At 73.2% G+C, this 26,391-nt stretch carries 27 protein-coding genes and 2 pseudogenes; 15 read left to right on the top strand and 14 right to left on the bottom strand.

The window, feature by feature from the left end:
- Positions 1-16 precede the first annotated feature (16 nt).
- A complete protein-coding gene (locus KKR89_RS17050; protein WP_208196511.1) occupies positions 17-475 on the top strand; it encodes an RrF2 family transcriptional regulator in 459 nt (152 codons plus the stop codon).
- A gap of 178 nt (positions 476-653) precedes the next feature.
- Positions 654-1,634: a sulfite exporter TauE/SafE family protein gene (locus KKR89_RS17045; RefSeq protein WP_208196510.1), complete on the top strand. Its 981-nt coding sequence runs from the start codon at positions 654-656 to the stop codon at positions 1,632-1,634.
- Positions 1,635-1,743: 109 nt separating this feature from the next.
- Here the strand turns inward: KKR89_RS17045 and hemL are convergent, their stop codons facing one another.
- The 6 genes from hemL to hemE all read right to left on the bottom strand — a co-directional run bounded on the left by hemL (position 1,744) and on the right by hemE (position 8,880).
- A complete protein-coding gene (gene hemL / locus KKR89_RS17040; RefSeq protein ID WP_208196509.1) occupies positions 1,744-3,114 on the bottom strand; it encodes a glutamate-1-semialdehyde 2,1-aminomutase in 1,371 nt (456 codons plus the stop codon).
- Complete coding sequence (gene hemB, locus KKR89_RS17035) at positions 3,114-4,106, bottom strand: porphobilinogen synthase (RefSeq protein WP_208196508.1); 993 nt, start codon at positions 4,104-4,106, stop codon at positions 3,114-3,116. The genes hemL and hemB overlap by 1 nt, the downstream gene beginning before the upstream one ends.
- The gene (locus KKR89_RS17030; RefSeq protein WP_208196507.1) at positions 4,103-4,879 is read right to left on the bottom strand and encodes a uroporphyrinogen-III synthase; all 777 of its coding nucleotides are present in this window, start codon (positions 4,877-4,879) and stop codon (positions 4,103-4,105) included. The genes hemB and KKR89_RS17030 overlap by 4 nt, the downstream gene beginning before the upstream one ends.
- 179 nt (positions 4,880-5,058) lie before the next feature.
- The gene (hemC, locus tag KKR89_RS17025) at positions 5,059-6,087 is read right to left on the bottom strand and encodes a hydroxymethylbilane synthase (RefSeq protein ID WP_208196506.1); all 1,029 of its coding nucleotides are present in this window, start codon (positions 6,085-6,087) and stop codon (positions 5,059-5,061) included.
- A 232-nt stretch (positions 6,088-6,319) separates the two neighbouring features.
- Positions 6,320-7,798, bottom strand: a complete 1,479-nt coding sequence (gene hemG, locus KKR89_RS17020) for a protoporphyrinogen oxidase (protein WP_208196505.1) — start codon at positions 7,796-7,798, stop codon at positions 6,320-6,322.
- Complete coding sequence (hemE, locus tag KKR89_RS17015) at positions 7,795-8,880, bottom strand: uroporphyrinogen decarboxylase (RefSeq protein ID WP_208196504.1); 1,086 nt, start codon at positions 8,878-8,880, stop codon at positions 7,795-7,797. Before hemE ends, hemG begins: the two co-directional genes overlap by 4 nt.
- 26 nt (positions 8,881-8,906) lie before the next feature.
- Between hemE and KKR89_RS17010 the strand changes: the two genes are divergently transcribed.
- The 3 genes from KKR89_RS17010 to KKR89_RS17000 all read left to right on the top strand — a co-directional run bounded on the left by KKR89_RS17010 (position 8,907) and on the right by KKR89_RS17000 (position 11,207).
- Entirely contained in the window at positions 8,907-10,184 is a 1,278-nt protein-coding gene (locus KKR89_RS17010; protein ID WP_208196503.1) for a glutamyl-tRNA reductase, read from the top strand.
- A 92-nt stretch (positions 10,185-10,276) separates the two neighbouring features.
- Positions 10,277-10,744: an SRPBCC family protein gene (locus KKR89_RS17005; protein ID WP_208196502.1), complete on the top strand. Its 468-nt coding sequence runs from the start codon at positions 10,277-10,279 to the stop codon at positions 10,742-10,744.
- A gap of 157 nt (positions 10,745-10,901) precedes the next feature.
- Entirely contained in the window at positions 10,902-11,207 is a 306-nt protein-coding gene (locus tag KKR89_RS17000; RefSeq protein WP_208196501.1) for a hypothetical protein, read from the top strand.
- Between the two features lie 32 nt (positions 11,208-11,239).
- On the opposite strand, the gene KKR89_RS16995 is transcribed toward KKR89_RS17000, so the two are convergent.
- From KKR89_RS16995 to purB, 3 genes are all read right to left on the bottom strand, one after another.
- Positions 11,240-13,291: a thioredoxin domain-containing protein gene (locus KKR89_RS16995; protein ID WP_208196500.1), complete on the bottom strand. Its 2,052-nt coding sequence runs from the start codon at positions 13,289-13,291 to the stop codon at positions 11,240-11,242.
- A gap of 281 nt (positions 13,292-13,572) precedes the next feature.
- The gene (locus KKR89_RS16990) at positions 13,573-14,427 is read right to left on the bottom strand and encodes a hypothetical protein (protein ID WP_225214773.1); all 855 of its coding nucleotides are present in this window, start codon (positions 14,425-14,427) and stop codon (positions 13,573-13,575) included.
- Between the two features lie 206 nt (positions 14,428-14,633).
- On the bottom strand, positions 14,634-16,082 hold the full coding sequence (gene purB, locus KKR89_RS16985; protein WP_208196499.1) for an adenylosuccinate lyase: 1,449 nt from the start codon (positions 16,080-16,082) through the stop codon (positions 14,634-14,636).
- Between the two features lie 140 nt (positions 16,083-16,222).
- Here purB and KKR89_RS16980 point away from each other — a divergent pair, with 140 nt between their 5' ends.
- The 6 genes from KKR89_RS16980 to KKR89_RS16955 all read left to right on the top strand — a co-directional run bounded on the left by KKR89_RS16980 (position 16,223) and on the right by KKR89_RS16955 (position 20,098).
- Positions 16,223-17,032 carry a leucine-rich repeat domain-containing protein gene (locus tag KKR89_RS16980; RefSeq protein WP_208196498.1) on the top strand — a complete coding sequence of 270 codons (810 nt, stop codon included), beginning with the start codon at positions 16,223-16,225 and terminating at the stop codon, positions 17,030-17,032.
- Positions 17,033-17,236: 204 nt separating this feature from the next.
- Entirely contained in the window at positions 17,237-17,929 is a 693-nt protein-coding gene (locus KKR89_RS16975; RefSeq protein WP_208196497.1) for a polymorphic toxin-type HINT domain-containing protein, read from the top strand.
- A 100-nt stretch (positions 17,930-18,029) separates the two neighbouring features.
- Complete coding sequence (locus KKR89_RS16970; RefSeq protein WP_208287292.1) at positions 18,030-18,422, top strand: hypothetical protein; 393 nt, start codon at positions 18,030-18,032, stop codon at positions 18,420-18,422.
- Positions 18,423-18,601: 179 nt separating this feature from the next.
- Positions 18,602-19,120: a hypothetical protein gene (locus KKR89_RS16965; RefSeq protein WP_208196495.1), complete on the top strand. Its 519-nt coding sequence runs from the start codon at positions 18,602-18,604 to the stop codon at positions 19,118-19,120.
- Complete coding sequence (locus tag KKR89_RS16960; RefSeq protein ID WP_208196494.1) at positions 19,120-19,551, top strand: helix-turn-helix domain-containing protein; 432 nt, start codon at positions 19,120-19,122, stop codon at positions 19,549-19,551. Before KKR89_RS16965 ends, KKR89_RS16960 begins: the two co-directional genes overlap by 1 nt.
- A gap of 148 nt (positions 19,552-19,699) precedes the next feature.
- Positions 19,700-20,098, top strand: a complete 399-nt coding sequence (locus tag KKR89_RS16955; RefSeq protein ID WP_208196493.1) for a hypothetical protein — start codon at positions 19,700-19,702, stop codon at positions 20,096-20,098.
- A gap of 36 nt (positions 20,099-20,134) precedes the next feature.
- Here the strand turns inward: KKR89_RS16955 and KKR89_RS16950 are convergent, their stop codons facing one another.
- Positions 20,135-20,641 (bottom strand): DUF4240 domain-containing protein, encoded by a 507-nt coding sequence (locus tag KKR89_RS16950; protein WP_208196492.1) that lies wholly within the window; start codon positions 20,639-20,641, stop codon positions 20,135-20,137.
- Positions 20,642-20,703: 62 nt separating this feature from the next.
- Positions 20,704-20,859 (bottom strand): annotated as a pseudogene (locus tag KKR89_RS16945) (methyltransferase); the annotation flags it as partial.
- A 443-nt stretch (positions 20,860-21,302) separates the two neighbouring features.
- On the opposite strand from KKR89_RS16945, the gene KKR89_RS16940 reads away from it, so the two are divergent.
- The gene (locus KKR89_RS16940) at positions 21,303-21,653 is read left to right on the top strand and encodes a hypothetical protein (protein ID WP_208196491.1); all 351 of its coding nucleotides are present in this window, start codon (positions 21,303-21,305) and stop codon (positions 21,651-21,653) included.
- 292 nt (positions 21,654-21,945) lie between these two features.
- Here the strand turns inward: KKR89_RS16940 and KKR89_RS16935 are convergent, their stop codons facing one another.
- Complete coding sequence (locus KKR89_RS16935; RefSeq protein ID WP_208196490.1) at positions 21,946-22,728, bottom strand: HipA domain-containing protein; 783 nt, start codon at positions 22,726-22,728, stop codon at positions 21,946-21,948.
- Positions 22,729-22,781: 53 nt separating this feature from the next.
- Positions 22,782-23,081: pseudogene (locus KKR89_RS16930) on the bottom strand (methyltransferase); the annotation flags it as partial.
- 214 nt (positions 23,082-23,295) lie between these two features.
- Here KKR89_RS16930 and KKR89_RS16925 point away from each other — a divergent pair.
- The 3 genes from KKR89_RS16925 (at position 23,296) to KKR89_RS16920 (ending at position 24,739) form a co-directional block, all read left to right on the top strand.
- Positions 23,296-23,949, top strand: a complete 654-nt coding sequence (locus KKR89_RS16925) for a HEAT repeat domain-containing protein (RefSeq protein ID WP_208196489.1) — start codon at positions 23,296-23,298, stop codon at positions 23,947-23,949.
- Between the two features lie 183 nt (positions 23,950-24,132).
- Positions 24,133-24,369 (top strand): HNH endonuclease, encoded by a 237-nt coding sequence (locus tag KKR89_RS18660; RefSeq protein ID WP_372438576.1) that lies wholly within the window; start codon positions 24,133-24,135, stop codon positions 24,367-24,369.
- Between the two features lies 1 nt (position 24,370).
- Entirely contained in the window at positions 24,371-24,739 is a 369-nt protein-coding gene (locus KKR89_RS16920) for a hypothetical protein (protein ID WP_208196488.1), read from the top strand.
- Positions 24,740-25,136: 397 nt separating this feature from the next.
- Here KKR89_RS16920 and KKR89_RS16915 read toward each other — a convergent pair whose 3' ends face one another.
- On the bottom strand, positions 25,137-26,258 hold the full coding sequence (locus tag KKR89_RS16915; RefSeq protein ID WP_208197240.1) for a class I SAM-dependent methyltransferase: 1,122 nt from the start codon (positions 26,256-26,258) through the stop codon (positions 25,137-25,139).
- Positions 26,259-26,391: the final 133 nt, after the last annotated feature.

Here is a 26,391-nt window from a genome sequence, read left to right as displayed (position 1 = left end):
GGGGAGAATCAGGACCATGCGTGTCTCGGCGAAAGCGGACTATGCGGTGCGGGCGTGCGCCGAGCTGGCGAGCAGGCCGGGCGGTGAGTCCGTCCCGAGCGACGTGCTGGCCGCCGGCCAGGGCATCCCGACCAGCTTCCTCGAGCGGATCATGGGCGACCTGCGGCGCGGCGGCGTCGTGACCAGCGTGCGCGGCCGCTCCGGCGGCTACCTCCTGGCCCGTGGGGCGGACGAGATCACGCTCGCCGACGTGATCCGCGCGGTCGACGGGCCGCTGGTGACCGTGCGGGACGTGCGCCCGCCGGGCCTGACGTACGAGGGCTCGGCGACCGCCCTGCTCGAGGTGTGGGTCGCGCTGCGGACGGCGGTGCGCGACGTGCTCGACGTCGTGACGCTCGCCGACGTCGTGGCCCGGGACCTCCCCGAGTCGGTGCACGTGCTGGCCGCGCGGGAGGACGCGTGGGAGAACCCGTGACCGGGGCGGGGTCGACGCTCCAGCAGCCTCTCGACGTGCGAGACGGCGTCTCACGATGCGGGAAGGTCTTGTAACCCGAGCACTCGGATCGGAATTATCAGCGTGGTACGGATATCCGTCCGTGCGCGCTCGACATCCGACCCCCGGCCCCGTGCCGGGCCCTCCCGAGGTGGTCCACGTGCCCACGATCGTCCTGCTCGCCCTCGTCGGGCTCGCCGCCCAGCTCGTCGACGGAAGCCTGGGCATGGCCTACGGCGTGACCTCGTCGACGCTGCTGCTGGCGATCGGCACCAACCCGGCTGCCGCGTCCGCCACCGTCCACCTCGCCGAGATCGGCACGACGCTCGCGTCGGGCGTCTCGCACTGGAAGTTCGGCAACGTCGACTGGAAGGTCGTCCTGCGGGTCGGCGTCCCGGGGGCCATCGGCGCGTTCGCCGGTGCGACGTTCCTGTCGAACCTGTCGACCGACGCGGCCAAGCCCGTCATGTCGCTGATCCTGCTGGCGCTCGGCCTCTACCTGCTGATCCGCTTCACGCTCAAGGGCCTGCGCACCGACCGGCAGGGCCTGCCGCTGCGCAAGCGGTTCCTCACGCCCCTCGGCCTGGTCGCCGGCTTCGTCGACGCGACCGGCGGCGGCGGCTGGGGCCCCGTGGGCACGCCCGCGCTGCTCGCGAGCGGCCGGCTCGAGCCGCGCAAGGTCGTCGGGTCGATCGACACCTCCGAGTTCCTCGTCGCGATCGCCGCGAGCCTCGGCTTCCTGTTCGCGATCGGGTCGCAGGGCATCGACTTCACCTGGGTGCTCGCCCTGCTGATCGGTGGCCTCATCGCAGCCCCTCTCGCCGCGTGGCTCGTCCGCAAGGTCCCGGGCCGCGTGCTCGGCTCGGCCGTCGGCGGCGTCATCGTCCTGACCAACGCCCGCACGATCCTGCGCTCCGACTGGGTCGGCGTCGGCGACACGCCCACCGAGGGCCTCGTCCTGGGTGCCATCGCCCTCGTCTGGATCGCCGCGATCACGTGGTCCGTCCGCGCCTACCGCAACGACCTGGCCGCCGGCCGCGGTGACGTCGCCGCCGTGGGGCACGGCCCGGCCGAGCCCGCCGGGACGTCCGACGACGCCGCGGCGCTGGCCGACGTGACCCCGGTCCCGCCGACCCGCTGACGCACCGCCATCCGTCCGTCCCCTGGACGGACGCACATCGAGACCGGGCCGGGTCGTCGTCCCACCGTGGGACGACGACCCGGCCCGGTCTCGTGCGGTCAGCCGCGGGTCACTCCGGGGGGCGGGCCTGTGCTGCGGCCTGGGCCGCGGCCGGCAGTGCCTCGATGACGCGGTCGAGCACGGCCTCGTCGTGCGCGGCGGAGACGAACCAGGCCTCGAACGGCGACGGCGGCGCGAGCACCCCCGCGTCGAGCAGCGCGTGGAAGAACGGCGCGTACCGCCAGTGCTCCGAGGCCTGCACGGCCGCGTAGTCCCGCGCCCCCTCCGACGCCGCGTGCTCGCCGAACATGACGCTGAACAGGCTCCCCGCCCACTGCACCGCGTGCGGCACGCCCGCGTCCGCGAGCGCACCGCTCACCGCGCGTCGCAGGTGCATCGCCGCGGCGTCCACCCGCGCGTAGGCCTCGGCGTCCGCGAGCCGCAGCGTCGCCAGGCCCGCGGCCGTGGCCACCGGGTTCCCCGACAGCGTGCCCGCCTGGTAGACGGGCCCCAGCGGTGCGAGCTGCTCCATGATGTCCGCGCGCCCCGCGACCGCGGCCACGGGCAGCCCGCCGCCGATGACCTTGCCGAACGTCAGCAGGTCGGGGGCCCACTGCTCCGACGCGCCCTCCAGGCCCCACCAGCCGGCGCGGCCGACGCGGAAGCCCGTGAGCACCTCGTCCTGGATGAGCACGGCGTCGTGGTGCTGCGTGATGCGACGCAGCTCGCGGTTGAAGCCCGGCAGCGGCGGCACGACGCCCATGTTGGCGGGCGCCGCCTCGGTGATGACGGCGGCGATGGTCGAGCCGTGCTCGTCGAACGCGGCCTGCAGCGCCTCGACGTCGTTGTACGGCACGACGATGGTCTCGGCGGCGACGGCCGCGGTGACCCCGGCCGACCCGGGCAGGGCGAGCGTCGCGACGCCCGACCCCGCCTGCGCCAGCAGGGAGTCGACGTGCCCGTGGTAGCAGCCGGCGAACTTCACGATCTTGTCGCGACCGGTCCACGCGCGGGCCAGCCGCAGCGCGGTCATCACGGCCTCGGTGCCCGTCGAGACCAGGCGCACGCGCTCGGCGACGGGCACACGGTCGCGGATCTCGTCGACGAGCTCGACCTCGGTCGTCGTCGGCGCGCCGAAGCCCAGCCCGCGTGCGGCCGCCTGCTGCACCGCCTCGACGACCTGCGGGTGCGCGTGCCCGACCAGCGCCGGACCCCACGACCCGACGAGGTCGACGTAGTCGCGGCCCTCGACGTCGCGGACGTACGCACCGAGCGCGGAGGCGAGGAAGCGCGGCGTGCCGCCGACCGACCCGAACGCGCGCACCGGCGAGTTGACGCCACCGGGGATCACGGACGTGGCGTGCACGAAGGCCTCCGAGCTGGTGGCCGTCCAGGCCGGGGCCTGCCCCAGCACCACTGTGTCGTCCTCCACCTGCGTCATCACCGCTCCTCTGCCAGCCATCCGGCCAGCTCCGTCGCCCAGTACGTCAGGACGGCATCGGCACCGGCGCGACGGATGCTGAGCACGGACTCGGTGACAGCACTCCGACGGCCGATCCACCCCCGTGCGGACGCCGCCTCGATCATGGCGTACTCACCGGACACCTGGTATGCCCAGACGGGTACGGGTGTGGACGCCGCGACGTCCGCGAGCACGTCGAGGTACGACATCGCGGGCTTCACCATGACGACGTCGGCGCCCTCGGCCACGTCGATCGCGACCTCCCGCGCCGCCTCGCGACGGTTCGCGGGATCCATCTGGTACGTGCGCCGGTCGCCGTCGAGCTGCGACTCGACGGCCTCGCGGAACGGCCCGTAGAACGCCGACGCGTACTTCGCCGCGTACGCCAGGACGGCGACCTCGTGGTGCCCGGCCGCGTCCAGCGCGTCCCGCACGACGCCCGTCTGGCCGTCCATCATGCCGCTGAGCCCCACGAGGTGGGCGCCGGCCTGCGCCTGCGCGAGCGCCATCGCGGCGTACCGCTCCAGGGTCGCGTCGTTGTCGACGGTGCCGTCCGCGGTCAGCACGCCGCAGTGCCCGTGGTCGGTGAACTCGTCGAGGCACAGGTCGGCCTGCACGACGAGCGCGTCGCCGACCTCGGCGACCACGTCCGCGATGGCGACGTTGAGGATGCCGTCCGGGTCCGTGGCTCCCGACCCGATCGCGTCGCGGTGCGCCGGGACGCCGAACAGCATGATCCCGCCGATCCCGGCCTCGGCCGCGCGCACCGCCTCCCGGCGCAGCGAGTCGCGCGTGTGCTGCAGCACCCCGGGCATCGACGTCAGCGCGTGCGGCTCGTCGAGGCCCTCGCGGACGAAGACGGGCAGCACGAGGTCGGCCGCGTGCAGGCGGGTCTGCGCGGTCAGGCGGCGCAGCGCGGGGGTGCGGCGCAGGCGGCGCGGACGCAGCCGGCCGGGGGTGGGGGTGGTCACGGTGTGTCCTCCGTGGGGGTGGGTGGCGTGCCGGGCGTGGCGCCCGTGCGTGCGACGTGGTCGGCCAGCGCGTCGACGAGCCCGGCGAGGGTCTGGCGGCCGGCGACCGCGTCGACGCGCAGCCCGTGGCGGTCCGCCTCGGCCTGCGTGCTCGGCCCGATGACGACGACGCGCGTCGCGGGCGGGGGCGGGCCCAGGTGGTCGAGCAGAGCGCGCACGGTGCTGGCCGACGTGAGCAGGACCGCGTGCACGTCGCCGGCGGCCCACGCTGCCGCCACCTGCGGGTCGGGGGGGCCGGCGGGCACCGTGCGGTAGACGACCGGGTCGTCGACGGACCAGCCGGCGTCGGTGAGCCCGTCGGCGAGCGTGCCGGCGGCGAGGTCGCCGCGGGGGAACAGTGCGCGGGGCGCGCTCGGGTCGGCGGCGACGAGGGCGGCGACGAGGTCCACGGCCGTCGAGCGGACCGGCGGTACGACGTCCACGGGCACGCCCAGCGCCCCGAGCGCGCGCGCGGTGCCCGGGCCGACCGCCGCGACCCGCACGCCCGCCCGCGCGACGAGGGCCGCGAGCCCGTCGTCGTGCGCGGCGGCGCGCTCGGCCAGCACCGCCACGGCCGCCTGGCTGGTCACCGTGAGCCACGCGTACCAGCCCGCGCCGAGCGCGAGCAGGGCGTCGTCGAGCGGTACGAGGTCGTCGAGGGGGACGGTCCGCACCAGCGGCACCACGAGCGGCTCCGCACCGACCGCGAGCAGCGCCATCGCGGCGGGACTCACCGCCGCCCCCAGGTGGTGAGAGAGCGATCCGGTTGCGGTGGGGCCCGTGTCGCCGTGACGGGATTGCTCTCTCGCGGGCTGGGGGGTGGAGGGCTGGCGGGGGAGGGGAGGGTGGGGGACGAGGACGCGCCAGCCGGTGAGGGGGCCCGTGGGGGCGGTGGTCTCGGGTCCGGCGGCGCTCACCGGACCTCCCCCAGGGGGGCGAGGTCGGCGGCGCCGGCTGCGAGCAGGTCCTCGGCGAGGCGTCGTCCCAGGGTGTCGGCGTCGGCGTCGTCGGCGGCGGGACCGCGGGCGGCGAGGCGCAGCACGCGGGAGCCGTCGACCGCGGCGACGACGGCGTCGAGCACGAGGGTCCCGGTCGCGTCGTCGAGGCGGCCCCACGCACCGATGGGTGCGGCGCAGCCGGCCTCGAGGCGGGCCAGCACGGCGCGCTCGGCGACCACGGCACGCCGCGTCGGGGCGTCGTCGAGGGCACGCAGCGCGTCGGCGAGGGGCGTGTCGCCCGACGCGTCGCCCGTGCGGACCTCGACCGCGAGAGCGCCCTGGCCCGGGGCAGGTGCGAGGACGTCGGGGTCGAACCACTCGCTCACGGCGTCGAGGCGTCCCAGGCGGCCCAGGCCCGCGGCGGCCAGGACGACCGCGTCGAGGTCGCCGCGCGGCGCGTCGGTGGCGACCCCGGGGTGCGGGGCGTCGGGGCCGACGTGCGGCCCGTCGGCGACCGTGGTGGGGTCGAGCCCGCGCACGCGGCCCAGGCGGGTGCCGACGTTGCCGCGGATGTCCACGACGTCCAGGTCCGGCCGCAGCGCGCGCAGCTGTGCGGCGCGGCGCGGGGACCCGGTCCCGACGCGGGCACCGGCGGGCAGCGTCGCGAGCGTCAGGCCGTCGCGGGCGCACAGGGCGTCGCGCGCGTCGGCGCGGGGCGGGACGGCGGCGATCACCAGACCGTCGGCGGGTCCGGTCGGCAGGTCCTTGAGGGAGTGGACCGCGACGTCGCAGCGGCCGTCGAGCAGCGCGTCGCGCAGCGCGGTGACGAAGACGCCCGTGCCGCCGAGGGTCGCCAGGGACGCCCGGACGCGGTCGCCCTCGGTCCGCACGCGGACGGTCTCGACCGTGAGGTCGGCGAGGGCGGCGAGCGCGTCCGCGACGTGGCCGGTCTGCGTGAGGGCCAGGGCGCTCGCGCGCGTGCCGATGCGCACCTGCTGAGGCATGCGTCCAGTGTCGTCGTCGGGCGCGCGGATGTCGAAACAGCCTGCCGCCGCGGGAGTTCCCGCAGGTGAGAGAGGAATATGACCGGGCGCATCGATCTGACGTATTGTCAGAATGTCAGCCGGCCTGCCCGGAATGGTGATCCACGTCATTCCCGCCGCGCAATTCTGACGTACCGTCATCTCGTTTGTCGAGAGCGGCGGACAGATTCGGCTCGGCCGCTGGACGGCGCGCTCAGGAGGCGTCGGGCCCGGTGTCGACGAGCAGCGACCGCGCCGCCGCGCGTGCGTCCGGGACCACCGAGGCGAGCCCGTTGCCCGCCGCCCAGGCCCCGCACACCGCGACCCCCGGCATCGCGTCGACGGTCTGCCGCACCGCGGCCACCGCCGCCCGGTGCCCGGCGCTCGGGCGCGGCAGCGACTGCGTCCACCGCACCACCGCCGACCCGTGCAGCGTGCCGCGACCCAGCGGCACGCCGAGCAGGGTCGCGGCGTCCCGCAGCGCGAGGTCGAGGAGCGCGTCTCCCGTCGGCAGGACGTCACCGCGCGCCTCGTCACCCGCACGCCCGTACGACAGCCGCACGACGTGCCGGCCGGCCCCCGCCGCCCGCGCGACCCAGCCCCACTTGGCGCTCGCGTGCGTGAGGGCCTTGGCGCGCACGTCGTCGGCGCCCCGCCCCACCAAGACGCCCGTACCGCGCGGCGCGGCGTCCAGCGCGGGCTCGTCGAGCACCAGCGTGACGAGCGTGACGGGCGCGCCGTCGTCGAGCCGCACGTCGCGCAGGTCCGCACCGTCGAGCCCGTCCAGGAGGCCTGCGGCACCTGGCGTGGCCACGACGAGGCGCTGCGTGCGCAGGTCGCGCGACGGCCGCGGCGGGTCGTGGAGGTCCCGCGTCCCGAGCGCGAGGGTGCCGTCCGCCGTGCGCGTCACCGACTCCGCACGGGTGCGGGTCAGCACCACGCCGCCGTGCGCGGTGACGTCGGCGACGAGCGCGTCGACCAGGCGGTGCACGCCGCCCGCCACGCCCTCGACCGCGGTGCCCGCCGGGGCCGACGCCCGCAGCCGGCGCACCGCCCGCGCGAGCGACCCGCCGGACGCGGCGAGCGCCTCGCGCAGCCCCGGCGCGGCCGCCTCCGCGGCGAGGTCGTCGGGGTCGGCCGCGTGCACGCCGCCGACGACGGGCTGCACGAGCCGCGTCACCACCGCGTCGCCCATGCGGGCACGCACCAGGGCGCCGAGCGTCGGGGCGTCGGCGCCCACGCGCGCCGGCAGGACGAGGTCGAGCGCGGCCCGTGCCGCGCCCGCCGTGCCGAGCGTGCGTCGCACGTCGGCGGCCAGCGGGTAGGCCGGCACGCCCAGCAGCCCGGTGCGCGGCAACGGACCATCGCCGCTGGTCAGGTGCGTCCAGGCGCCCCGCGGCTCGGGCGCCACGACGTCGTCCCCGAGGCCCAGCTCGCCCAGCAGCGCGGCCACCGAGCCGTTGCGCGTCGCGTAGGAGTCGGCGCCCGCGTCGAGCCGCAGGCCCGCGACGTCGTGCCCGCGGACCGCACCGCCAGGGGCCTCGCGCTCGTCGAGCACGAGCGTCCGCAGGCCCGCGCGCGCCAGCTCGCGCGCCGCGACGAGCCCGGCGACGCCCGCACCGACGACGACGGCCTCCCACCCCGACGAGCCCGTGCCCGCCGGGTCGGGGCCCTGCGCGACGTCCTGGCTCACAACGTGTGGACGAGCTGCACGAGCCGCGTCAGCACGGCCGGGTCCGTGTCCGGCGGCACGCCGTGGCCGAGGTTCACGACGTGCCCGGGCGCCGCCGCGCCCCGTCGGACGACGTCGCGCACGTGCGCCTCGAGGACGTCCCACGGCGCGGACAGCAGCGCGGGGTCCACGTTGCCCTGCAGCGGCGTCGCGCCACCCAGCCGCGCCGACGCCTCGTCGAGCGGGAGGCGGTAGTCGACGCCCATGACGTCGGCGCCCGCGTCGCGCATCGCGACGAGCAGCTCACCCGTCGCGACGCCGAAGTGCACGGTCCGCACGCCCAGCGCGCTCGCCTGCGCGAGCACGCGCGCCGACGCGGGCGCGCAGTGCGCCGCGTAGTCGGCCAGCGACAGCGCCCCGGCCCACGAGTCGAACAGCTGGGCCGCGCTCGCACCGGCCGTCACCTGCGCGGCGAGGAACGCGCCCGTCACCTCGGCCGTCCAGTCCATGAGCGCGGCCCACGCGGCGGGGTCGGCGTGCATGAGGCGGCGCGCGGCGAGGTGGTCACGCGACGGCCCGCCCTCGACCAGGTAGGCGGCGAGCGTGAACGGCGCGCCCGCGAACCCGACGAGCGGTGTGCGGTCGAGCTGCGCGACGGTCCGCTCGACGCCCGCGGTGACGGGTGCGAGGCGTGCGGCGTCCAGCGGGCCGAGGTCGCGCAGGCGCGCGACGTCGTCGAGCGTGCGCACGGGCGAGGCGATGACCGGGCCGGTGCCGGGGACGATCTCGACGTCGACGCCGACCAGCCGGAGCGGCACGACGATGTCGGAGAAGAAGACCGCCGCGTCGACGCCGTGGCGGCGCACGGGCTGCAGCGTGATCTCGGAGGCCAGGTCCGGGTCGAGGCACGCGTCGAGCATCGCGGTGCCCGCGCGCGACGCGCGGTACTCGGGGAGCGAACGCCCGGCCTGGCGCATGAACCAGACCGGCAGACGCTCGGGACGGGTACCGGAATACGCCGTCACCAGCGCGGAATCACCGGTGCGGCCGTCGAGGAGCGGATGGTGTGGGGTAAGACTCACACCCAGGATTGTGCCGGACATTTCCCGGGATGATTCAATCGGTTCCCGTGGTGCTCCTGTCTCTCGTCGCGAGCCACCACTCCCTCGATCTGACCGTGCTGGAGCGTCTGCAGTCGGACGTCCACGCCGTGGGCAGGGAGCTCGTCGCCGCGACCAACGCCGTGACCGGTGCCGTCGTCCTCGCGACGTGCAACCGGTTCGAGCTGTACCTGGATGTCGACGACACCGTCCACACCCCCCGCGCGCGCCACGCCGTCGCGCAGGCCGTCGCCTCCCGGTCGGGCTACAGCGTCGACGACGTGGCCGAGCAGCTGCACCCGCTGGTCGGCGCCGACGCGAGCGAGCACCTGTTCGCGGTCGCCGCGGGGCTCGACTCGATGGTCGTGGGGGAGCGCGAGATCGCCGGCCAGGTGCGCCGCGCCCTGACGACCGCGCGCCGGGACGGCACCACGACGTCCACGCTCGAGGCGCTGTTCCAGGCCGCCTCGCGGGCCTCGCGCGCGGTCGAGAAGTCGACGGGCCTGGGTTCCACGGGCCGGTCGGTCGTCGGGGTCGCGCTCGACCTCGCCGCGCGCACCCTCCCGCAGGCCGACGGCGAGGTCGACTGGTCGGCCGTGCGCTGCGTGCTCGTCGGCACCGGCTCCTACGCCGGGGCCAGCCTCGCCGCCCTCAAGGCCCGGGGTGTGCGCGACGTGCGCGTGTTCTCCCCCAGCGGGCGGGCGGCGCCGTTCGCGTCGGCGCGCGGCGTCAGGGCGCTGCCGGCAGGCGCGGACCTCCTCGCCGAGGTGGCACGCACCGACCTCGTCGTCGCGTGCTCCGGTGCGGCCGGTGCCGTGCTCGGGGTCGAGGCGCTCGCCGCCGTGCGCCGCGGGTCGCCGCAGCCGCTCACCGTCGTCGACCTCGCGCTGCGCCACGACGTCGACCCCGACGTCCGCACCCTGCCGGGCGTCGCCCTCGTGACGCTGCAGTCCGTCGCGGAGCACGCCCCGGCGGAGCACGCCGCGCTGGGCCACGCGCGGGAGGTCGTGCTGAAGGCGGCCGAGGACTTCGAGGCCGACCGGCGCGTGCGGGAGTGGGACCCCGCCGTCCTCGCGGAGCGCACCCGGGTCCTCGGCGGGCTCGAGGCGGCGCTGGACGCCCTGCCGCCGTCGGACCGCGACGAGACGCGCGCCCGCTCGCTGCGGCGGCGCACGCGCTCCCTGCTGCACGGACCGACGGTCGCCGCCCGGGCCGCCGCGCGGGTCGGGGACGCCGCCGGCTACGCCCGCGCGCTCGCAGAGCTCGCCGCCATCGAGGTCCCGGACGTCGCTCCGACGCCTCCCTGACGTCACCCGACCGCGCGCTCTCGCCGCGCGGGCCGTGCGGGGTCGACGTAGCGTCGTCCGGGCATCATCCGGCACGCAACGGAGGAGACCTCATGGCCACGATCGACGAGACCATCGACGTCGACGTCCCTGTCCGTACCGCGTACGACCAGTGGACGCAGTTCGAGGAGTTCCCGCACTTCATGGACGGCGTCGAGGAGATCAAGCAGATCAGCGACACGCTGACGCGCTGGACGACGAGCATCGCCGGCATCGACCGCGAGTTCGACGCCGCGATCCTGGAGCAGCAGCCCGACGTGGTCGTCGCGTGGGCGAGCGTCGACGGCACGACGCACGCCGGCCGCGTGACGTTCGAGCCGCTCGGGCCCACCTCGACGCGGATCACGACGCACATCGAGTGGCAGCCCGAGGGCTTCCGCGAGAAGGTCGGCGCGGCGATCGGCGCCGACGACCGGCAGGTCAAGAAGGACCTGCACCGCTTCAAGGAGTTCATCGAGGGCCGCCGCACCGAGACGGGTGCCTGGCGCGGGACCGTCCACGGCGGTCACCCCACCGACTGACACCATCGCCGACACCGGCGCGTCACCGGCCCGGTCCCCGTGGGGGCCGGGCCGGCGGCCGTCCTGGCCGCCCCGGGGCCGCCCGCGCAGGGTTCCTCGGGGGACGGCTGTACCGTCCGGCCGACGCTGCTCGCGCGTGAGACGGGAGATGACGGACATGGAGTGGTGGATCGTCGCGGTGGTCGCAGGCGTGATCGGCGCGGTCGCGGCGTGGGCATCGCACAAGGGGTGGATCTACCTCGGCACGAAGCGTGCGCCCGGCGGTGGTGCGTCGGGGCTGGGCCAGCTCGTCGAGGTGTTCCAGCCCAGCTACTCCTACTACCAGGAGGAGAAGGAGCGGCACCACGTGGTCGTGGACCAGAGCGCTCCGCCGACGCCGGACGAGGTCGACGTGACTCGGATCGTCGAGGCTCAGGACGACGAGGACGGGGGCGTCCGTGAGAGTCGGGGCCGCGGGCGCTGAGACCTCGAGCGCGAAGGGCGATGCCCACCAGGTCAGGTGCGCAGCTGCTGCGTGAGCGCGTCCGGGTCGGTCGTCGGGCGGTCGCACACGAACCCCCGGCACACGTAGGCCGCGGCGCGCCCGTCGACGAGCGGGCGGTCGCGCAGGAGCGCCGGGGCCTCGTCGCCGAGGTCGGCGGGGTCGCCGACGGCGACGACGAGCCCGGGTGCGGGCGACGCGAGCGCGGTCCGGTGCAGCGCCGCAGCCGCCGGGTCGCCGGACGCGCCGACGACGGCCACCTCGCGCGGGCCGTCGAGCAGCGCCTCCGCGGTCGCCAGTGCCCAGCCCGTCGCCCGCGGGTAGCGCGCCGCCAGCCGCAGCGGGTCCCGCAGGGCCGCGAGGGCGGCCTCGCGCAGCGCGAGGTCACCGGTCAGGGCGCCCAGCGTGACGAGCGCCGCCGCGGCGGCCGGCGGTCCGGCGGGCGTGGGCCCGTCGGTGGGGTCCTGTGGGCGGCGCAGCGCGCCCAGGACGGGGTCGGTCTCGTCGTCGGCGGTGTCGAACAGGCTGCCGTCGTCGTCGCGGAAGTGCGCGAGCACGGTGGTGAGCAGCCGCTGCGCCCGTGCGGTCCACGCGTGCTCGCCCGTCGCGGCCGCGAGCGCCAGGTAGCCCTCGGCGACGTCGGCGTAGTCCTCCAGCACCCCCGGTGCGCTGCCGGCGACGCCGTCGCGCGACGTCCGCACGAGCCGGTCGCCGCCGTCCGCGTCGGTGCGCGTGTGCAGGTCCGCGAGCAGGGCCCCGCACCGGCGGGCGGCGTCGAGCCAGTCGGGGCGGTCGAGCAGCGCGCCCGCATCGGCCAGGGCGGCGATCGCCAGCCCGTTCCACGCCGAGACGACCTTGTCGTCCCGGGCCGGGCGGGGGCGCGCCTCGCGGGCCTCGCGCAGGCGGTCGCGCACCGCGGCGAACCGCGCGTCGTCGTCCGGGTCGCGCCGCCGCTGCAGGACGGACGCCCCGTGCTCGAAGGTGCCCTCGTCGGTGACCGCGAGGACGTCGGCCGCCCAGGTGCCGTCGTCGTCTCCCAGCACGTCGCGGAGCTGCCCCGGGGTCCACGCGTAGAACGCGCCCTCGCGACCCTCGCTGTCGGCGTCCAGCGCCGAGGCGAACCCGCCCTCGGGGGTGCGCAGGTCGGCCAGCAGCCAGTCGGCGCTCTCCTCGACGACGCGGCGGGCCAGCGGGTCGCCCGTGAGCCGCCACGCGTGCAGGTACACGCGCAGCAGCAGCGCGTTGTCGTAGAGCATCTTCTCGAAGTGCGGGACCGTCCACGTCGCGTCGACGGAGTACCGCGCGAACCCGCCGGCGAGCTGGTCGTACATGCCGCCGCGGGCCATCGCGTCGAGCGTGGCGCGCGTCATCGCCAGGGCGTCGGCGTCACCGGTGCGCGCGTGGTGGCGCAGCAGCCACTCGAGCACCATCGACGGCGGGAACTTGGGTGCCCCTCCGAAGCCGCCGTCGCGCTCGTCGAACGACGCGCTCAGGGCTCCCAGCGCCCGCGCGACGACCCGCTCGTCGACCAGGTCGCCGCCCGTGGGCCCGTCGCCGCCCGCGACGGGTCGCTGCCCGAGGGCGTCGGCGATGGTGCCGGCGCTGCTCATGACCTCCTCGCGGCGCGTGGTCCACGCGGCGGCGACGGCGGCCAGCACCTCCGGGAACGACGCCATGTGCTGCACGCGTCGCGGAGGGAAGTAGGTGCCGCAGAAGAAGGGGCGGCCGTCGGGGGCGGTGACGACCGTCATGGGCCACCCGCCGCTGCCCGTCATCGCCTGCGTGGCGCCCATGTAGACGGCGTCGACGTCGGGCCGCTCCTCGCGGTCGACCTTCACGCAGACGAAGTGCTCGTTCATGAAGGCGGCCGTCGCGGCGTCCTCGAACGACTCGTGCGCCATGACGTGGCACCAGTGGCAGGCCGCGTAGCCGACGGACAGCAGGACCGGCACGTCGCGGCGGCGGGCCTCGGCGAAGGCGTCATCGCCCCACTCCCACCAGTCGACGGGGTTGTCGGCGTGCTGCAGCAGGTACGGGCTCGTGGCGCTCGCGAGTCGGTTGGGCACGGGTCCAGCCTGGGTCAGGAGAGCGGGACGTGCGAGCCGGGCCGCGGTCGACCGCGGCGGCCCACGGCGAGCACGACACGTTTCGCCCGGTCAGACGCAAGAAAAAGCGCACCGGGCCTGGTCGGGGGGGAGGACCAGGCCCGGTGCGGTCGGTGGGTCGACCCCTGCGGGCCGACCGGGGGACCGGGGCTCTCCGGGGAGTGCCGCTCGGGTTCGTGCCGGTATGTCTGAAGATGCTACGCGAACGTGGCGCTCTGCGGGTGAAAATTCACCGACCAGATCTACGAATGTGCCCAGTGCCGCTGCTGCGCCGCCGGACCGGGCGCCCACGTGTGCGGGACGACCTGGTTGGTCTCGATGTCGGTGAGCTCGGCGGCGTAGACGATGGCCTCGTAGACGCCGGCCTCGACGCGCTCGAGGTGCAGGCGCTCGGCACGCTCGATGTCGTCGCCCAGGTGCGAGATGCGGGCCACGACGTAGCGCTGGGCGTCCTGCCACTGGTCGACCACGCGGACCGACAGGCCGTTCCAGCGGGCCGTCAGGTCGAGCTCGAACAGCTCGGTGACGTCCTCGCGGGCGACCCGCCGGTACCAGCGGCCGGACGGCGACTGGTGGAAGCCGGTCTCCGCGAGCGGCGGGTTGGCGAGCGCGAGCACGACCGTGTGCCCGCCGTCCACCACGTCCGCCTCCAGGTAGGCGCCGTGCCACTTGGCCACCGGCCCGACGCACCGCGACAGCGACGCGAGCGCCGGACGAGGTGCACCGAGCTGCGTGACGGTCCACCCGGTGCCCACGTCGCCGTAGCGGGCCAGCAGCGTCGAGGTGCCGTCGTCGTGCACCCGGATCAGCTCGGCGCCCGGGGGGATGCGGGAGTGCCGCAGCCACCAGAGCGGGACGATGTACCCCGGGACGTCGCGGTACTGCAGCTGCGGCGAGGACTCGAACCGCAGGATGTCGATGGAGCGGTCGTACGGGCTGAACGGCGAGCCGGGGTAGCCCAGGCCGTGCACCTCGAAGAGCTGGGCGGGGGTGGTCGCGAACGCGACGTCCTCTGCGCGGACCACGTAACCGGCGATGCGGTCGTGACCCTGCGTGAGATGGGCGTGCGCCAGCGACGGTGTGATCGCCTTCTGCATCAGTGTCACGTTGGGCTTCCTTGCCGGATCGGACTGAAGGGGAGGATTCCGACGACGCCGACGATTCTGACCCGATCCAGGGCACATGTCCAGGTATCGAAACGTATCGACAGGAACCGCTCCCACCGCAGGGCGGGCAATTAGGCCGAACGAGTGACGCGTTCGGGGGGCGTTGCCGCCCCGATCCGGACGAACCGGACAGCAGGCTACTCCAGGTGGGCGACCAGCGCGGATGCCATCCCCGTGTACGAGGCGGGCGAGAGGTTGCGCAGCCGCTCCGTGACGTCAGCCGGCAGGCCGAGCGAGCCGACGAAGGACCGCATGTCGTCCGCCGTCAGCCGGCGCCCGCGCGTCAGCTCCTTGAGCCGCTCGTACGGGTTGTCCATGCCCGCGACGCCCGCGACCGACGCCGCGCGCATCGCCGACTGCACCGCCTCGCCCAGCACCTCCCAGTTCGCGTCGAGCTCGCGCGCCAGCATCGCGACGTCCACCGACAGCGCCCGCAGGCCCCGGCGCACGTTGTCGATCGCGAGCAGCGAGTGCCCGAACGCGGGGCCGATGTTGCGCTGCGTCGTGGAGTCCGTCAGGTCGCGCTGCAGGCGGCTGGTGACCAGCGTCGCGGCCAGCGTGTCGAGCAGCGCGCACGAGATCTCGAGGTTCGCCTCGGCGTTCTCGAAGCGGATCGGGTTGACCTTGTGCGGCATCGTCGACGAGCCCGTCGCCCCCGCGACCGGGATCTGCGTGAACACGCCGCGGCTGATGTACGTCCACACGTCGGTGGCCAGGTTGTGCAGCACCCGGTTGAAGCGCGCGACGTCCGCGTACAGCTCGGCCTGCCAGTCGTGCGACTCGATCTGCGTGGTCAGCGGGTTCCACGTCAGGCCCAGGTGCTCGACGAACGTGCGCGACACCATCTGCCAGTCCGCGTCGGGGACGGCCGCGAGGTGCGCGCCGTACGTGCCCGTCGCGCCGTTGAGCTTGCCCAGGTACTCGTCCGACGCGATGCGGCGCAGCTGGCGCCGCAGGCGGTGCGCGAGGACCGCGAGCTCCTTGCCCAGGGTCGTCGGCGTCGCCGGCTGCCCGTGGGTCAGCGCGAGCATGGGCACGTCCGCGTGCTCGGCCGCCAGCACGGCGACCTCGTCCGTCAGCGCGACGGCCGCGGGGAACCACACCTCGTGCACGGCGCCGCGCACCATCAGCGCGTACGACAGGTTGTTGACGTCCTCGCTCGTGAGCGCGAAGTGCACGAGCTCGCCCACCCGCGGCAGCACGGTGTCGGCGCGCAGCGCGTCCGGCGCCGCGGCGATGCGGCGCTTGAGGAAGTACTCGACGGCCTTCACGTCGTGCACCGTCGTCCGCTCGATCTCCGCGAGCTCGGCGATCTCGTCGGCGCCGAACGTCGCGACCACGTCGCGCAGGTACTGCTGCTCGTCGGGTGCCAGCTCCGGGGCGCCCGGGACGACCGCGTGCGACGTCAGGTGGATGACCCACTCGACCTCGACCTCGACGCGGGCGCGGTTCAGCGCCGCCTCGGAGAGGTGGTCGACGAGCGGCGCGACCGTCGGGCGGTAGCGCCCGTCGAGCGGGCCCAGCGCGATGGCGGGGGTGACGTCGGCGAGGGGGACGCGGGGGGCGGGGGCGTCGTCGAGCGGCATGGGGCCAGTGTCCCAGAGGCGAGGCGGCCGGGCGCATGCCGTCCGGAGGACGTGGGCCCCGCCGATCTCGTCCACGGCGCCGGTGTCTGGGACGATCGTCGCCGGCGGGATCAGCGCTGCGGCAGCACGGAGGTGCACGGGTGAGGATCTCGACCCTCGCGGTCGGCGACGGTCGCCGCGTGCCGACCGTCGAGCTCGACAAGCCCCCCACGGCCGCGACCATCCACCAGCTGGTCCGCCGGCGGGTGCGAGGCGTCACGCTCACCAGCAGGTGCTGGGACCGGCGGTCGTCGACGCTGGAGTGGCTCGTCGAGCTCGAGCCCTTGGTCCTGTTCGTCGCGGCGCGCGGTGTCGTCCCGCCGATCCCGCCCGCCGCGCTGGCGTCCGTCGAGCACCTCGACATCGCGTGGCGGACGAGGTTCCGGCAGACCCCGCACGTGTCACACCTCCGGAACGTGCGGAGGCTGGTCGCGGCACCGACCGACATCGACGGCCCCCTGCGCGACCTGCCGCTCCTGACCGACCTGTACCTCGCACCGGCGCCGATGTCGTCGCTCGAGCTCGCGAGCGGCATGCGGCGCCTCGAGCACGTGCGTCTCGACCTCGGCAGCGCCGTCGCGGGGGCGCCCTTCAGCTTCGACTGTGCCGAGCCGCCCGAAGGCCTGCGAACGCTCACTGTCCACGACTGCGGCATCGACGGGTTCTCAGGCATCGAACGGCTGCCTCACCTCCGCCGGTTGTGGATGAGGCCCAAGGACGCGCGCAGCGCGAGCGCACCGCTCGACCTCACCCCGCTGGGCGAGCTGCGCGAGCTCAGGACCGTGCGGATGGGCCTCGTCACGGGTCCGCTCAGCGGTGTCGACGCCCTGCACGGGCTTCCTGAGCTCGAGGTCGCGGTCATCGGTGGGCTCGAGATCAGGCGCAGGGACGAGACCGTCGAACGTCGGTGAGGTGCGGCGACCCACCGCGCGCGCTGTGCCGGGGCGCAACCCGGCTCAGCGCTGTTCGCTCCTGCACCGCGCCCACGTACTCGGGAAGCGCGGCGCCGGCGCCTCAGCCTGCTCGCCGGTGAGTGGTGCGGGGTCCGGGCCCGTGCCCTCCTCGTCGGGCAGGTCGGCTCCGCTCGTCAAGGATCTCGCCGGCACGTGGTGCGGATGGCCGACGGGTCGCTGAGACCGATCGAGGACCTGAAGATCGGTGACCTGGTCCTGGCTGGTGATCCTGACACGGGCCAGACCTCGGCGCAGGTGGTCATCACCCCGTTGACGTCGACCGGGGACAAGCGCCTCATCTCCCTGTGGTTCGACGGTGACATTGCGGGTGTGTTGGCCACGGACAACCACCCGTACCGGGTGCAGGATCAGGGGTGGGTCGCCGCTGGTGACCTCGTTGTCGGAGACACCACCCGCGCGTCCGACGGGAGCGAGCGTGTCCTGGTCCAGACCAGCGACCTGGGCGTGTTCGCGAACCGGACCGTCCACAAACCTGCACGGCGCAGGGAACACACGTACTACGTCACCGCCAACTTTGACCAGGCAGACCAGCTCGTCCACAACGCGGCTCCCGCCTGCAACATCGCCGATGGAGCGCTGAAGAAGCACGTAAAAGGGACTAACAAACACCGCGTGGCATCCGTTGCGGACCCAAGAGCCAAGAGCGTCTTCTTCGGGTTGGCCAGCGCGCGAAAAATCATCTCGATGGCCGTCCGGCGTGGAACTCCGGTAGGGACATCTGGGCGGAAGATCTGGCGCGCTCCCGTTGTGGTGGGCGTGACGGCGAAGGGTCGGATGACTAGGGATGTCATCGTGGTCCCGTCGAGGAGAGGGTGGCATGGGTTCCCTAAGTAGTGAGGCGCGAGTGCTCAACGCCTTCCTTGAAGGCGCAGTGGGGTCGCACAGGATTCCTACGTGGTCACACGGCAGCGCGCGTGTATTGGCCGATAATGGCGTGTGGGACACGCTGATTCGGGAGACCTCGCTCGACTTCGTGGTGATCACGAACTCGAACATGCATACGTCCTGCGCCTACGAGATAACTCAAGCCGGCGGGTCGAGCGGGCTCGTCCTCTATCTGTCGACGGTGCTACCCGTGATGACGCTGTTTGATCCGCGTATGAGAAGAGCGCTGCCGCGAGACGCGTTGGAGCCCGGTACTCGCGAGGCAACCGATCACTTCAGTGCCATCGGATTTCGCTATCTGAGCGACCGGGTGTGCAGGACGGTCAGTCCGTACACCGATCCTGAGTTCGATTACCCGCTCGTGTACTTCGAGATGCTCTTCGAGTGGATCGAGGGCGAGGAGATGTTCGCGCCCGTTGAGCGGCTGTCTCCGTGGAGGTGACGAGCGGTTCCTCGGCACGCGGCCTCGTGCACCGTCCCGCAGGTCACCAAGAATCGACGGGCGGGACAGAAAGCCGAGGCTGCAGTACATCTCCGCCGATGGGCTCGCCGCCTCGATCGACATGTGGAAGACCGCGTGTCGTTCGACCACGTCGGCGGGACCTGCGCGACCGGTTCGACATGGTGCTCGACGCACTGGAGCGCGAAGGCGACTGGGTGACCAACCGCGTCCGCCCCGGGAAGCTGATCCTCGGTCAGTTAGGTGACATCGAGGCCGGCGTGCGCCAGCTCATCCGCCGCGTCCCGCTCGAGGTCGACGAGCTGCACCTGCCCTCCGGGGCGTCGGTGCGCGTCCCGACGCCCGACGAGACGCTGCGCATCAAGGGCTTCCTCGTCGTCAAGCGCAACCAGGTGCGGGACCATCTCGACGTCGTGGCGCTCGCGGACCGGTACGGCGTCGAGCACGCGGCACACGTCCTGGCGGGCATCGACGACTACTACGCCGACCAGCACGGCCCGGACGGCCAGGGTGTCGCGTCGCAGCTCGTCCGGCAGCTTGCCGATCCGCGGCCCGCCGACACAGCCACGCTGCGGGACCTGCCGCGCTACAAGGGTCTCGACCCACGCTGGCACGACTGGGCCAGCGTGGTGGCGGCGTGCCGACGCATCGCCGTCGCGATGCTCACCGAGGAGGCGTGATGGCACTGGTGTTCCGCAACGTCGACGCGGACGTCTCCGACCCCGTCGAGACCTGGCCGTTCGAGGCGGTCCTCACCGCGCTCGAGCGCGGAGGGCTGCCGCAGTGGCGTCGGCTGGCCGTCGCGATCCGGCGGCGCCCGTGGGGCCGGGTGGCGCGGTACGTCGAGCAGGCCGTGGCGGTCGCGCACCCGTTCGGGGTGTCCGAGGCGATGCTGGACGTCGTCGCACGGGCACGCTCCGAGGCGGAGGCCTCGGAGCGGGCGGAGGTCGCGACCGAGGTCCGGGAGCTCGTCGCCCGCTCGGGCCGGACGCAGGCGCAGCTGGCCGCCGACGTCGGGACGTCGGCGTCCCGGCTGTCGACCTATGCGACGGGCAAGGTCACGCCGTCGGCGGCGATGCTCGTGCGTCTGCGCCGGGCCGTCGCGGCCTGACACCCGTCGCGCTCGGCGGGGAACGACCGATGTCTGCCGATGAGTCGCACCGTGGGCTGCCGTCAAGGACGACAGGGCGTCGGCGCGGGGATAGCGTGAACGCGGCCACATCGGTGCGGTCGAGGGGGATTGTCGCCGTGAAGCGCTCGTGGACGTCCGTCGCGCTCGCCGCGCTGCTCACGCTCGTCGCCTGCGCCGGTTCTCGTTCCTGCAGCTCGAGATGAAGCGTGGCGCTCGCGAGCCCTTCGACTTCCGCTGCGACGATCCGCCCCGGACCCTCCGGGAGCTGAGGTTGATGGACGCGCCGCTCGGCTCGCTCGCCGGTATCGACCAGCTCGTCGGGCTGGAGACGCTCCTCCTGTCCCCCGGCAGCGCCCCTTCTCCCGAGAGGCCCGTCGACCTGCTGCCGTTGAGTCGGCTCCCGCGGCTTCGCGACGTACGGATCGTCAGCGAAGGGCCCTACGAGAGCGCGGAGCAGGTCGAGAGGTCGCCGACGGTCGAGGTGAGTCATGTCGATGACCGTCGTCTGGACCGACGGGCGACCTGACTTCTCGAGTGCTGGGTCGTCCGGTCATGTCCCCGGTCAGGGCTGGCCACCCCTGTAGCGCGCCCACAGCCTCGGAAAACGTGTCGCCAGCGTCTCGACCTGCTCGTCGGTGAGCGGTGCGGCCTCCGCGCCCGGGCCGTCCTCGTCGGGCAGGTCGGCGTCGCGCTCGTCGAGGATCTCCTCGGCGACGTACGACCACTCCTCTGCCTGCCCGAGCTGGTCGTCGAGGTCGTCGACGTCGGCGAGCCGGTCCGGGTCGCTCAGTACAGCCTCGTACGTCCCGCGGCCCTGGCTGACGAGCCACGTGCACAGGTCGATGAAACCGTCGTCGCTGCCGGCATCGGGCAGAAGGTAGGCAGCCGCCCACAGGTCGGAGGCGCCCGCCCGCGCGGCGACCCTCTCCGTGTGACGGTGGAAGGCGCGGATCTGAGCGGTGCGCAGGGGCTCGAGCCGGATACGGAGGGCTTCTGGAGGTGTCGTGCCGTGCGCGCGTGCGTCGAGCGCCGCGGCGTCGACGACGTCCCAGAACTCGTTCGCCTTCACGGTGGAAACCGTAGCGGTCCGCGAACGCTTCCCACCGTCGCCGTCCGGCAGTGGTTCGACGTCTACCGCCGCGTCGACACCGTCACCGTGAACTTCGGGTCCCGCCCGACCTGCCGCGTCGGGCCCACGACCTGCTCGAGCGTCGGCCGGTGCAGGTGGGAGTTCCACACCGCCCACAGCTCACCACCCGGGCGCAGGGCGCATGCGGCAGTGGCGCGGGTCGCGCGGTCAGTCGTCAACGCCAGGCGTGACGCACGCGATGCCGTGAAGTTCGTGAGGGCTGCTCGAAAGAACACGGGGATGGGCCCCGGCAAGGGCAGGGAGTATGTAGTCTCTCCGCGCGCGGCTTGGGGCAGCTGGCCCACCAGCGGTACCGCCCAATCCTAGACAGGGTAGCTCCGATCTCCCGCCTCAATCCGAAGCGAAAGAGCTACATTGCCGCAGCGAATAAGTACCTGGCCAGTAGGCGGTAGATCGTAGGCGCGAGAGCGTCAGAGGGGATTCATTCCTAGTGGGTACCGGCATGAGCCGTGTCTTTCCGATCCGCCCTCGTACGAACCTAGGCGTCGACAGAGGGGACTACTGGGTGATGCCGACGCGGCGGGGCGGGTGGCTCACGTGTGGAGTAGTCCTATGGAACTGTCACGGGCTTGGGTCGCGGGTGACTGTTGTCGTCGGTTTGCTCGACTGGTGCGGTCCGACGCCGCCGGACTGCAAGGTTGTCTCCAGCTCTCCGATCGCGGATTATGGACTGGCCCATGTGAAGACGATAACGGACAATGGTGGTGACGGCCTGATCGGCTGGTGCTCAAAAGTGCAAGGGCCGCCTGTCGCGGAATTGGCGGCTATGATTCAGGAATTCCAGGTTCCCATGTGGAGTCGTGACTTCATCGAACTTCGGGCGCATTCGCTGTTTGGTAGGCACTTCCCGGACGTTCCCGGAGTTGCGGCCGAGCGCCCCGCCGCGCTGGAACGCGGTGGGGCCGACGGAAAACTCGAAACGCTCGACTGACGCGTCGCGAGCGCAGGGTGCACCTGGCCGACCGTCTGCCCGACCTCGGATGTGCGCCGGCGTTCACTGACCGGCACCACGAGTGTCAGGGTCAAGCCCTACACCATGGAAGTAAAGTCGGGGAGGGCCCGGTATGGTCCGGTGCAGCGCGAAGGACAAATGGATCGCAAAGAAGTATGGTCACCAGCGCCTGTTGGTGCGGGTCTGAGTGTCTGCATCAAAGACCTTGATCGATTCGCGGCGGACGCTTGCCCGTCTTCTCGTCGAGGCTGTGGATCCCTTATGCACAGCGCTAGGCGGAGAACGGATGAAGGGGAGTCGACTGGGATGGCATTTCGTTCCGGTTCCAGGCTGCCACGTCGGTCTGTGGGTGCAGATCGAGGGGTGGGGGCGCGCTTATCGGCTCGACGGTGTGAGGCGGCGGTTCGCGGTCCGTTTCGAGGCTGGTGCCGGTGCGCGCGGGCCGGACATGTATGAGTGGGCGACTACGCGGGGCACGACGATGCTCATGCATGCGTCGGATCCTGAGCATCGTGTCGAGCTCGTGCAGCAGTCCTGGCAGACCATTCGCACGGTGGTGGGCGACGGTGTCGTCTCCTGGGCGAACGATGAGCTTGCGCTTCACTACAGGGTCGAGGAGGACGACGCGTTCTTCCCGGTGCCCGCCGAGAGTGATGTCCAGGTGATCGTCGCGGCTCTTGCCCATGCTCTTCCCCGAATGATCGAGACGCAGGTCCGACGCGCGTCGGGAGCCTGAGGCGGGGGCCAGAAGTACGACGTTGCCGTCCGTGGATGGCCCCGTGGGTGTCGGCAGCGCGAAGCCGTCGGCGGTCACGGCCAGGACGATCTTCGGCTCGAGGCCGACGATGGACGTCGGCTGGTCCGCCGTGCCCTGCTCGGTCGCTTCCTCGAGGAGGGCGCCGATCTCGCCGTCGTCGAGCATGCGCAACGGGACGCGCGGCCGGTCGGGCGCTGCACCCTCCGGGACGAGCGCGAGTGCTCCGGCGGTGTCGCGCCCGTGGACGGCGAGGAAGCCGACCACGTCGTCCGGGGCCACGCCGGCGCGGCGCGCCACCGCAGCGGTCCGCGAACGCTTCCCACCGTCGCCGTCCGGCAGTGGTTCGACGTCTACCGCCCCGTCGACACCATCACCGTGAACTTCGGGTCCCGCCCGACCTGCCGCGTCGGGCCCACGACCTGCTCGAGCTCCGGCCGGTAGTGCAGGTGCGAGTTCCACACCGCCCACAGCTCACCGCCCGGGCGCAGGGCGCGGGCAGCGTCCGCGAACAGCGTGCGCGCGACTGCGGGCGCCACCGCGGCGCCGACGTGGAACGGGGGGTTGAGCAGCACGAGGTCGACGCTCGCGTCGGGCAGTCCCTCGGTCCCGAGGGCGCGCGTCACGGTCACCCGGTCGGCGACGCCGTTCGCCTCGGACTTTGTCGTCAACCGCACCATCCGCGAGGTGAAGAACGTTCGCTACCAGCACATGAGTCGCAGCTGAAGGACTCGGTCGCTATCGCCAGGTCACGAGGTGGCACGGTGGTGCTCTGGGTCAACGGCAAGACACGAGTCAGTAGCGCGATCCGCAACAACCCGACATCCGAGTGGTCCGGACGCGGATGTGACACAGCCGAGGAGGATGGTGGACGAGAAGCAGGACTACTACGGCGAGCGGGTGCGGCCCGTGCTCGACGCCCTGCGGGCGGAGGGTGTCGAGGTCTCGGACCTGGAGAACTATCGCGTTCGACCGCAGGATGCCGCCCGAGCTCTTCCCGTCCTGCGTCGTGCGCTCGACGAGGAGCGGTTCCTGGCTGTGGCTGCAGCGGCGGCACACGCGATGGCGGTGCCTGAGGTCGTCGACCAGGTGCTGCCCGACCTCGTCCGGCGCTTCCGTGGTCCGTTGCAGGGCTACCACTACGCCCCGACCTACGACGGCCCCGGCGACGCGAACGACGACATGCGGTTCTCGCTCGGCTCGGCGATCTCTCAGCTGGCGTCGCCGCGGACCGCGGCGACGATGCTCGAGCTCGCCCAGGAGCGCCCGCTCGGCTACGCCCGCAGCCCCGTGGTCGAGGAGCTGCGACGGACACGTGACCCCGCCGTGCGCGGCCTGCTCGTCGAGCTGCTCGACGACTCGACGGTCGCGGCCACCGCGATCGCCGCGCTGCGTCGCCTTGGGCACCGTGAGGCCCTGACGGCCATCCGTGCGCTGCACGACGCACCCGACCCCGAGGTGCGTCGACAGGTGCGGTCCGTGCTGCGCGCTTGGCGCGCCCCCGCCTCGCCGTCGTCATGACCTCGACCAGACCGTGCTCGTCCGGCTCTTCGCCGAACCCCTCACCCTCACCGGATCGAGGCTCGGGTCCGCGGTCCGGAGGTGCGCGATGGTGGCGCCGTCGAGACGGGACGGTCGGGTACCAGGCTCATCCGCCTGCCTCATGATGGGCACGAGCCCGTCCTGCGTCGCAGCATCGGAGGGATGTTGTCCTCCGTCTTTCGTGGTCGTCGGCGACATCCGAGAACCGTGAGGAGTCAGCGGATCGCGAGCGCGAGATCACCACGCCGGTCAGCCTCACGCTCAGTCAAGGGAAAGCCCAAGACCATCAGGCAGGTAGAGCAGGACCACCTTCAGGCGAGGTCCCGTGGCGGTAACAATTCGCCATGGAATCGACGTGAGATATGCGCCAGATGCAACAACGGCAAGGGGGCCAAATAGGATGTTCGGCATCGGTTCGGCACGCACGCCGCGCTCGAAGGAGGTGGTGACGACTTCCGCCGAGGTCCTCGAGGCTGGATGTACCGTGACGTTCGTGGCGCGGCGGAGCGGCAGCTGGGTGTACCTTTCCGGCCACGAGACCGACGACTCGGAACCTCTGGCGGTGCACTTCAGCCATCTGGCAGGTGTCGATCCCGGCCTCGTCACGTTGCGTCTGCGAAGGTGCCACTACGCCTTGAGGTACGACGCGGGAGCCCCGTGGCACGTCTTCGGGCCCGTCGAGGACGACGAGATGGACCGGCTCCTGGAGACGGGCGTTGTCGATGCGCAACGAGCAGACATCGTCGCTGGGTCGGGGGACGACGTCTGATGAGGTGTCGCGGCTGACGAGGTCGGTGACAGGCGGGTCGACGGCCGTCCGGTGCCCGGTGGCACCGTCGCGTCACGCGCGAAAAGCTGAATGATGTAGCAAAGCCACGAAGATGCTGCTACGGGGAGTGCCGGGGGGCAAGCTGAATCCAAGGCGAACCAAGTGGGAGACGTTCTGATGAGGCACGCGCCCCGTCGTCATGGTCTGGTGCGCGCGGCCCGTCACGCCTACGAAGTTTTGGAGCGCCTGTTTCCATCGCCAGCAGGCGCGCGGCGGAGGGAGATTCTGGCGGACCGGCCGCTATCAGCGAATCAGCGGAGCGGGTGCCGATGACGCAGGGCGGGGCCTGTCCCCGTCGGGCGCAGCAGGCGGGCGGCGGCGGCGAACAGCCCTCTTCTCATCCTCGCGTCGACACCGTCACCGTGAACTTCGGGTCCCGCCCCACCTGCCGCGTCGGGCCCACGACCTGCTCGAGCGTCGGCCGGTAGTGCAGGTGGGAGTTCCACACCGCCCACAGCTCACCGCCCGGGCGCAGGGCGCGTGCGGCGTCGGCGAACAGCGTGCGCGCCACCGCGGGTGCCACCGCGGCGCCGACGTGGAACGGGGGGTTGAGCAGCACGAGGTCGACGCTCGCGTCGGGGATCCCCTCGGTCCCGAGGGCGCGCGTCACGGTCACCCGGTCGGCGACGCCGTTCGCCTCGACAGTCGCGTGCGCGGACGTGACCGCGGCGGCGGACTCGTCGGTGGCGACCACCGCCAGGCCGGGTCGCAGCCGCGCGAGCGCGACCGCCAGGACGCCCGTGCCGCACCCGAGGTCGACGGCGGTGCCCGTGGTCTGCGGGACCTCGTCGAGGTGGGCGAGCAGCGCGCGCGTCCCGATGTCGATGCCCGTGCCCGCGAACGCGCCGCCGTGAGCGCACACCACCAGGCCGTCGTGCTCGGCCCGCTCGGGCCACCGCCGCACCGGGCGCTCGCCGGCCGGGCGCGGCGACGAGGCGACGAGCACCCGTGACTTCTGCCGCGCGAGCCGCGCCTCGACCACGGCGAGGTACCGCCGCAGCACGTCGTTCATGGCGGTCGTCATGTGCTTGACCCGCCCGCCGGCCACGACGACGACCGACGGGTCGGCGTGCTCCGCGACGAGCGCCGCGATCTCGTCGAGCGCGTCCAGGGAGCGCGGCAGCTGCAGCAGGACGACCTGCGCGCCGGCGACGAGCTCGGGCGTCAGCCCGTGCGACGTGAACCCCGCGAGGCCGAGCCGCTCGGCGTTGGCGTGCAGCGCCCGCTCACCCGTCAGGCGGTCTTGGTGGACGCGGACGCCCGTGACGCCGTGCCGGGAGATCGCGCCGAGCGTCAGCGCGCCGTACCGGTCACCGACCACGACGACGGTCCCGTCGGCGGCACCCGCGAGCAGGGGCGCCGCCTCGTCGAGGACCAGCCGGTCGCTCGCGTCGACCGCGAAGAGGTTCGGTGCCTCGAGGTCGGGATGCCGGCGCAGCTCGTCGAGGACGTCGTTCACAGCAGGCACCTGGTCACCGTTCCGAGGCTAGCAACGCCCCGACGCAGCGCTGCCCACCCGGGCGGCACCCCTCCCGCCTCCTCACCCCGCCCCGGCGTGAAGTGGTCACGAATCGGGCCGGGTCGCCCTCCTG

Source organism: Cellulomonas dongxiuzhuiae (genome assembly GCF_018623035.1).
GTDB classification, from domain to species: Bacteria; Actinomycetota; Actinomycetes; order Actinomycetales; family Cellulomonadaceae; genus Cellulomonas; species Cellulomonas dongxiuzhuiae.
The sequence above is the reverse complement of the archived record's forward strand: the minus strand, read 5'-3'. Positions and strand labels throughout refer to the sequence as shown.

Coding starts and splice junctions, on each gene's coding strand:
- KKR89_RS16990 (WP_225214773.1), bottom strand. CDS start 14,427: ATGCAGAAGGCGATCACACCGTCGCTGGCGCACGCCCATCTCACGCAG.
- hemL (WP_208196509.1), bottom strand. CDS start 3,114: ATGACGCAGGTGGAGGACGACACAGTGGTGCTGGGGCAGGCCCCGGCC.
- hemE (WP_208196504.1), bottom strand. CDS start 8,880: ATGTCCGGCACAATCCTGGGTGTGAGTCTTACCCCACACCATCCGCTC.
- KKR89_RS17050 (WP_208196511.1), top strand. CDS start 17: ATGCGTGTCTCGGCGAAAGCGGACTATGCGGTGCGGGCGTGCGCCGAG.
- KKR89_RS16960 (WP_208196494.1), top strand. CDS start 19,120: ATGGCACTGGTGTTCCGCAACGTCGACGCGGACGTCTCCGACCCCGTC.
- KKR89_RS16965 (WP_208196495.1), top strand. CDS start 18,602: ATGGTGCTCGACGCACTGGAGCGCGAAGGCGACTGGGTGACCAACCGC.
- purB (WP_208196499.1), bottom strand. CDS start 16,082: ATGCCGCTCGACGACGCCCCCGCCCCCCGCGTCCCCCTCGCCGACGTC.
- KKR89_RS17005 (WP_208196502.1), top strand. CDS start 10,277: ATGGCCACGATCGACGAGACCATCGACGTCGACGTCCCTGTCCGTACC.
- hemC (WP_208196506.1), bottom strand. CDS start 6,087: ATGCCTCAGCAGGTGCGCATCGGCACGCGCGCGAGCGCCCTGGCCCTC.
- KKR89_RS18660 (WP_372438576.1), top strand. CDS start 24,133: ATGTTGTCCTCCGTCTTTCGTGGTCGTCGGCGACATCCGAGAACCGTG.
- KKR89_RS16975 (WP_208196497.1), top strand. CDS start 17,237: ATGGCCGACGGGTCGCTGAGACCGATCGAGGACCTGAAGATCGGTGAC.
- KKR89_RS17000 (WP_208196501.1), top strand. CDS start 10,902: ATGGAGTGGTGGATCGTCGCGGTGGTCGCAGGCGTGATCGGCGCGGTC.
- KKR89_RS16920 (WP_208196488.1), top strand. CDS start 24,371: ATGTTCGGCATCGGTTCGGCACGCACGCCGCGCTCGAAGGAGGTGGTG.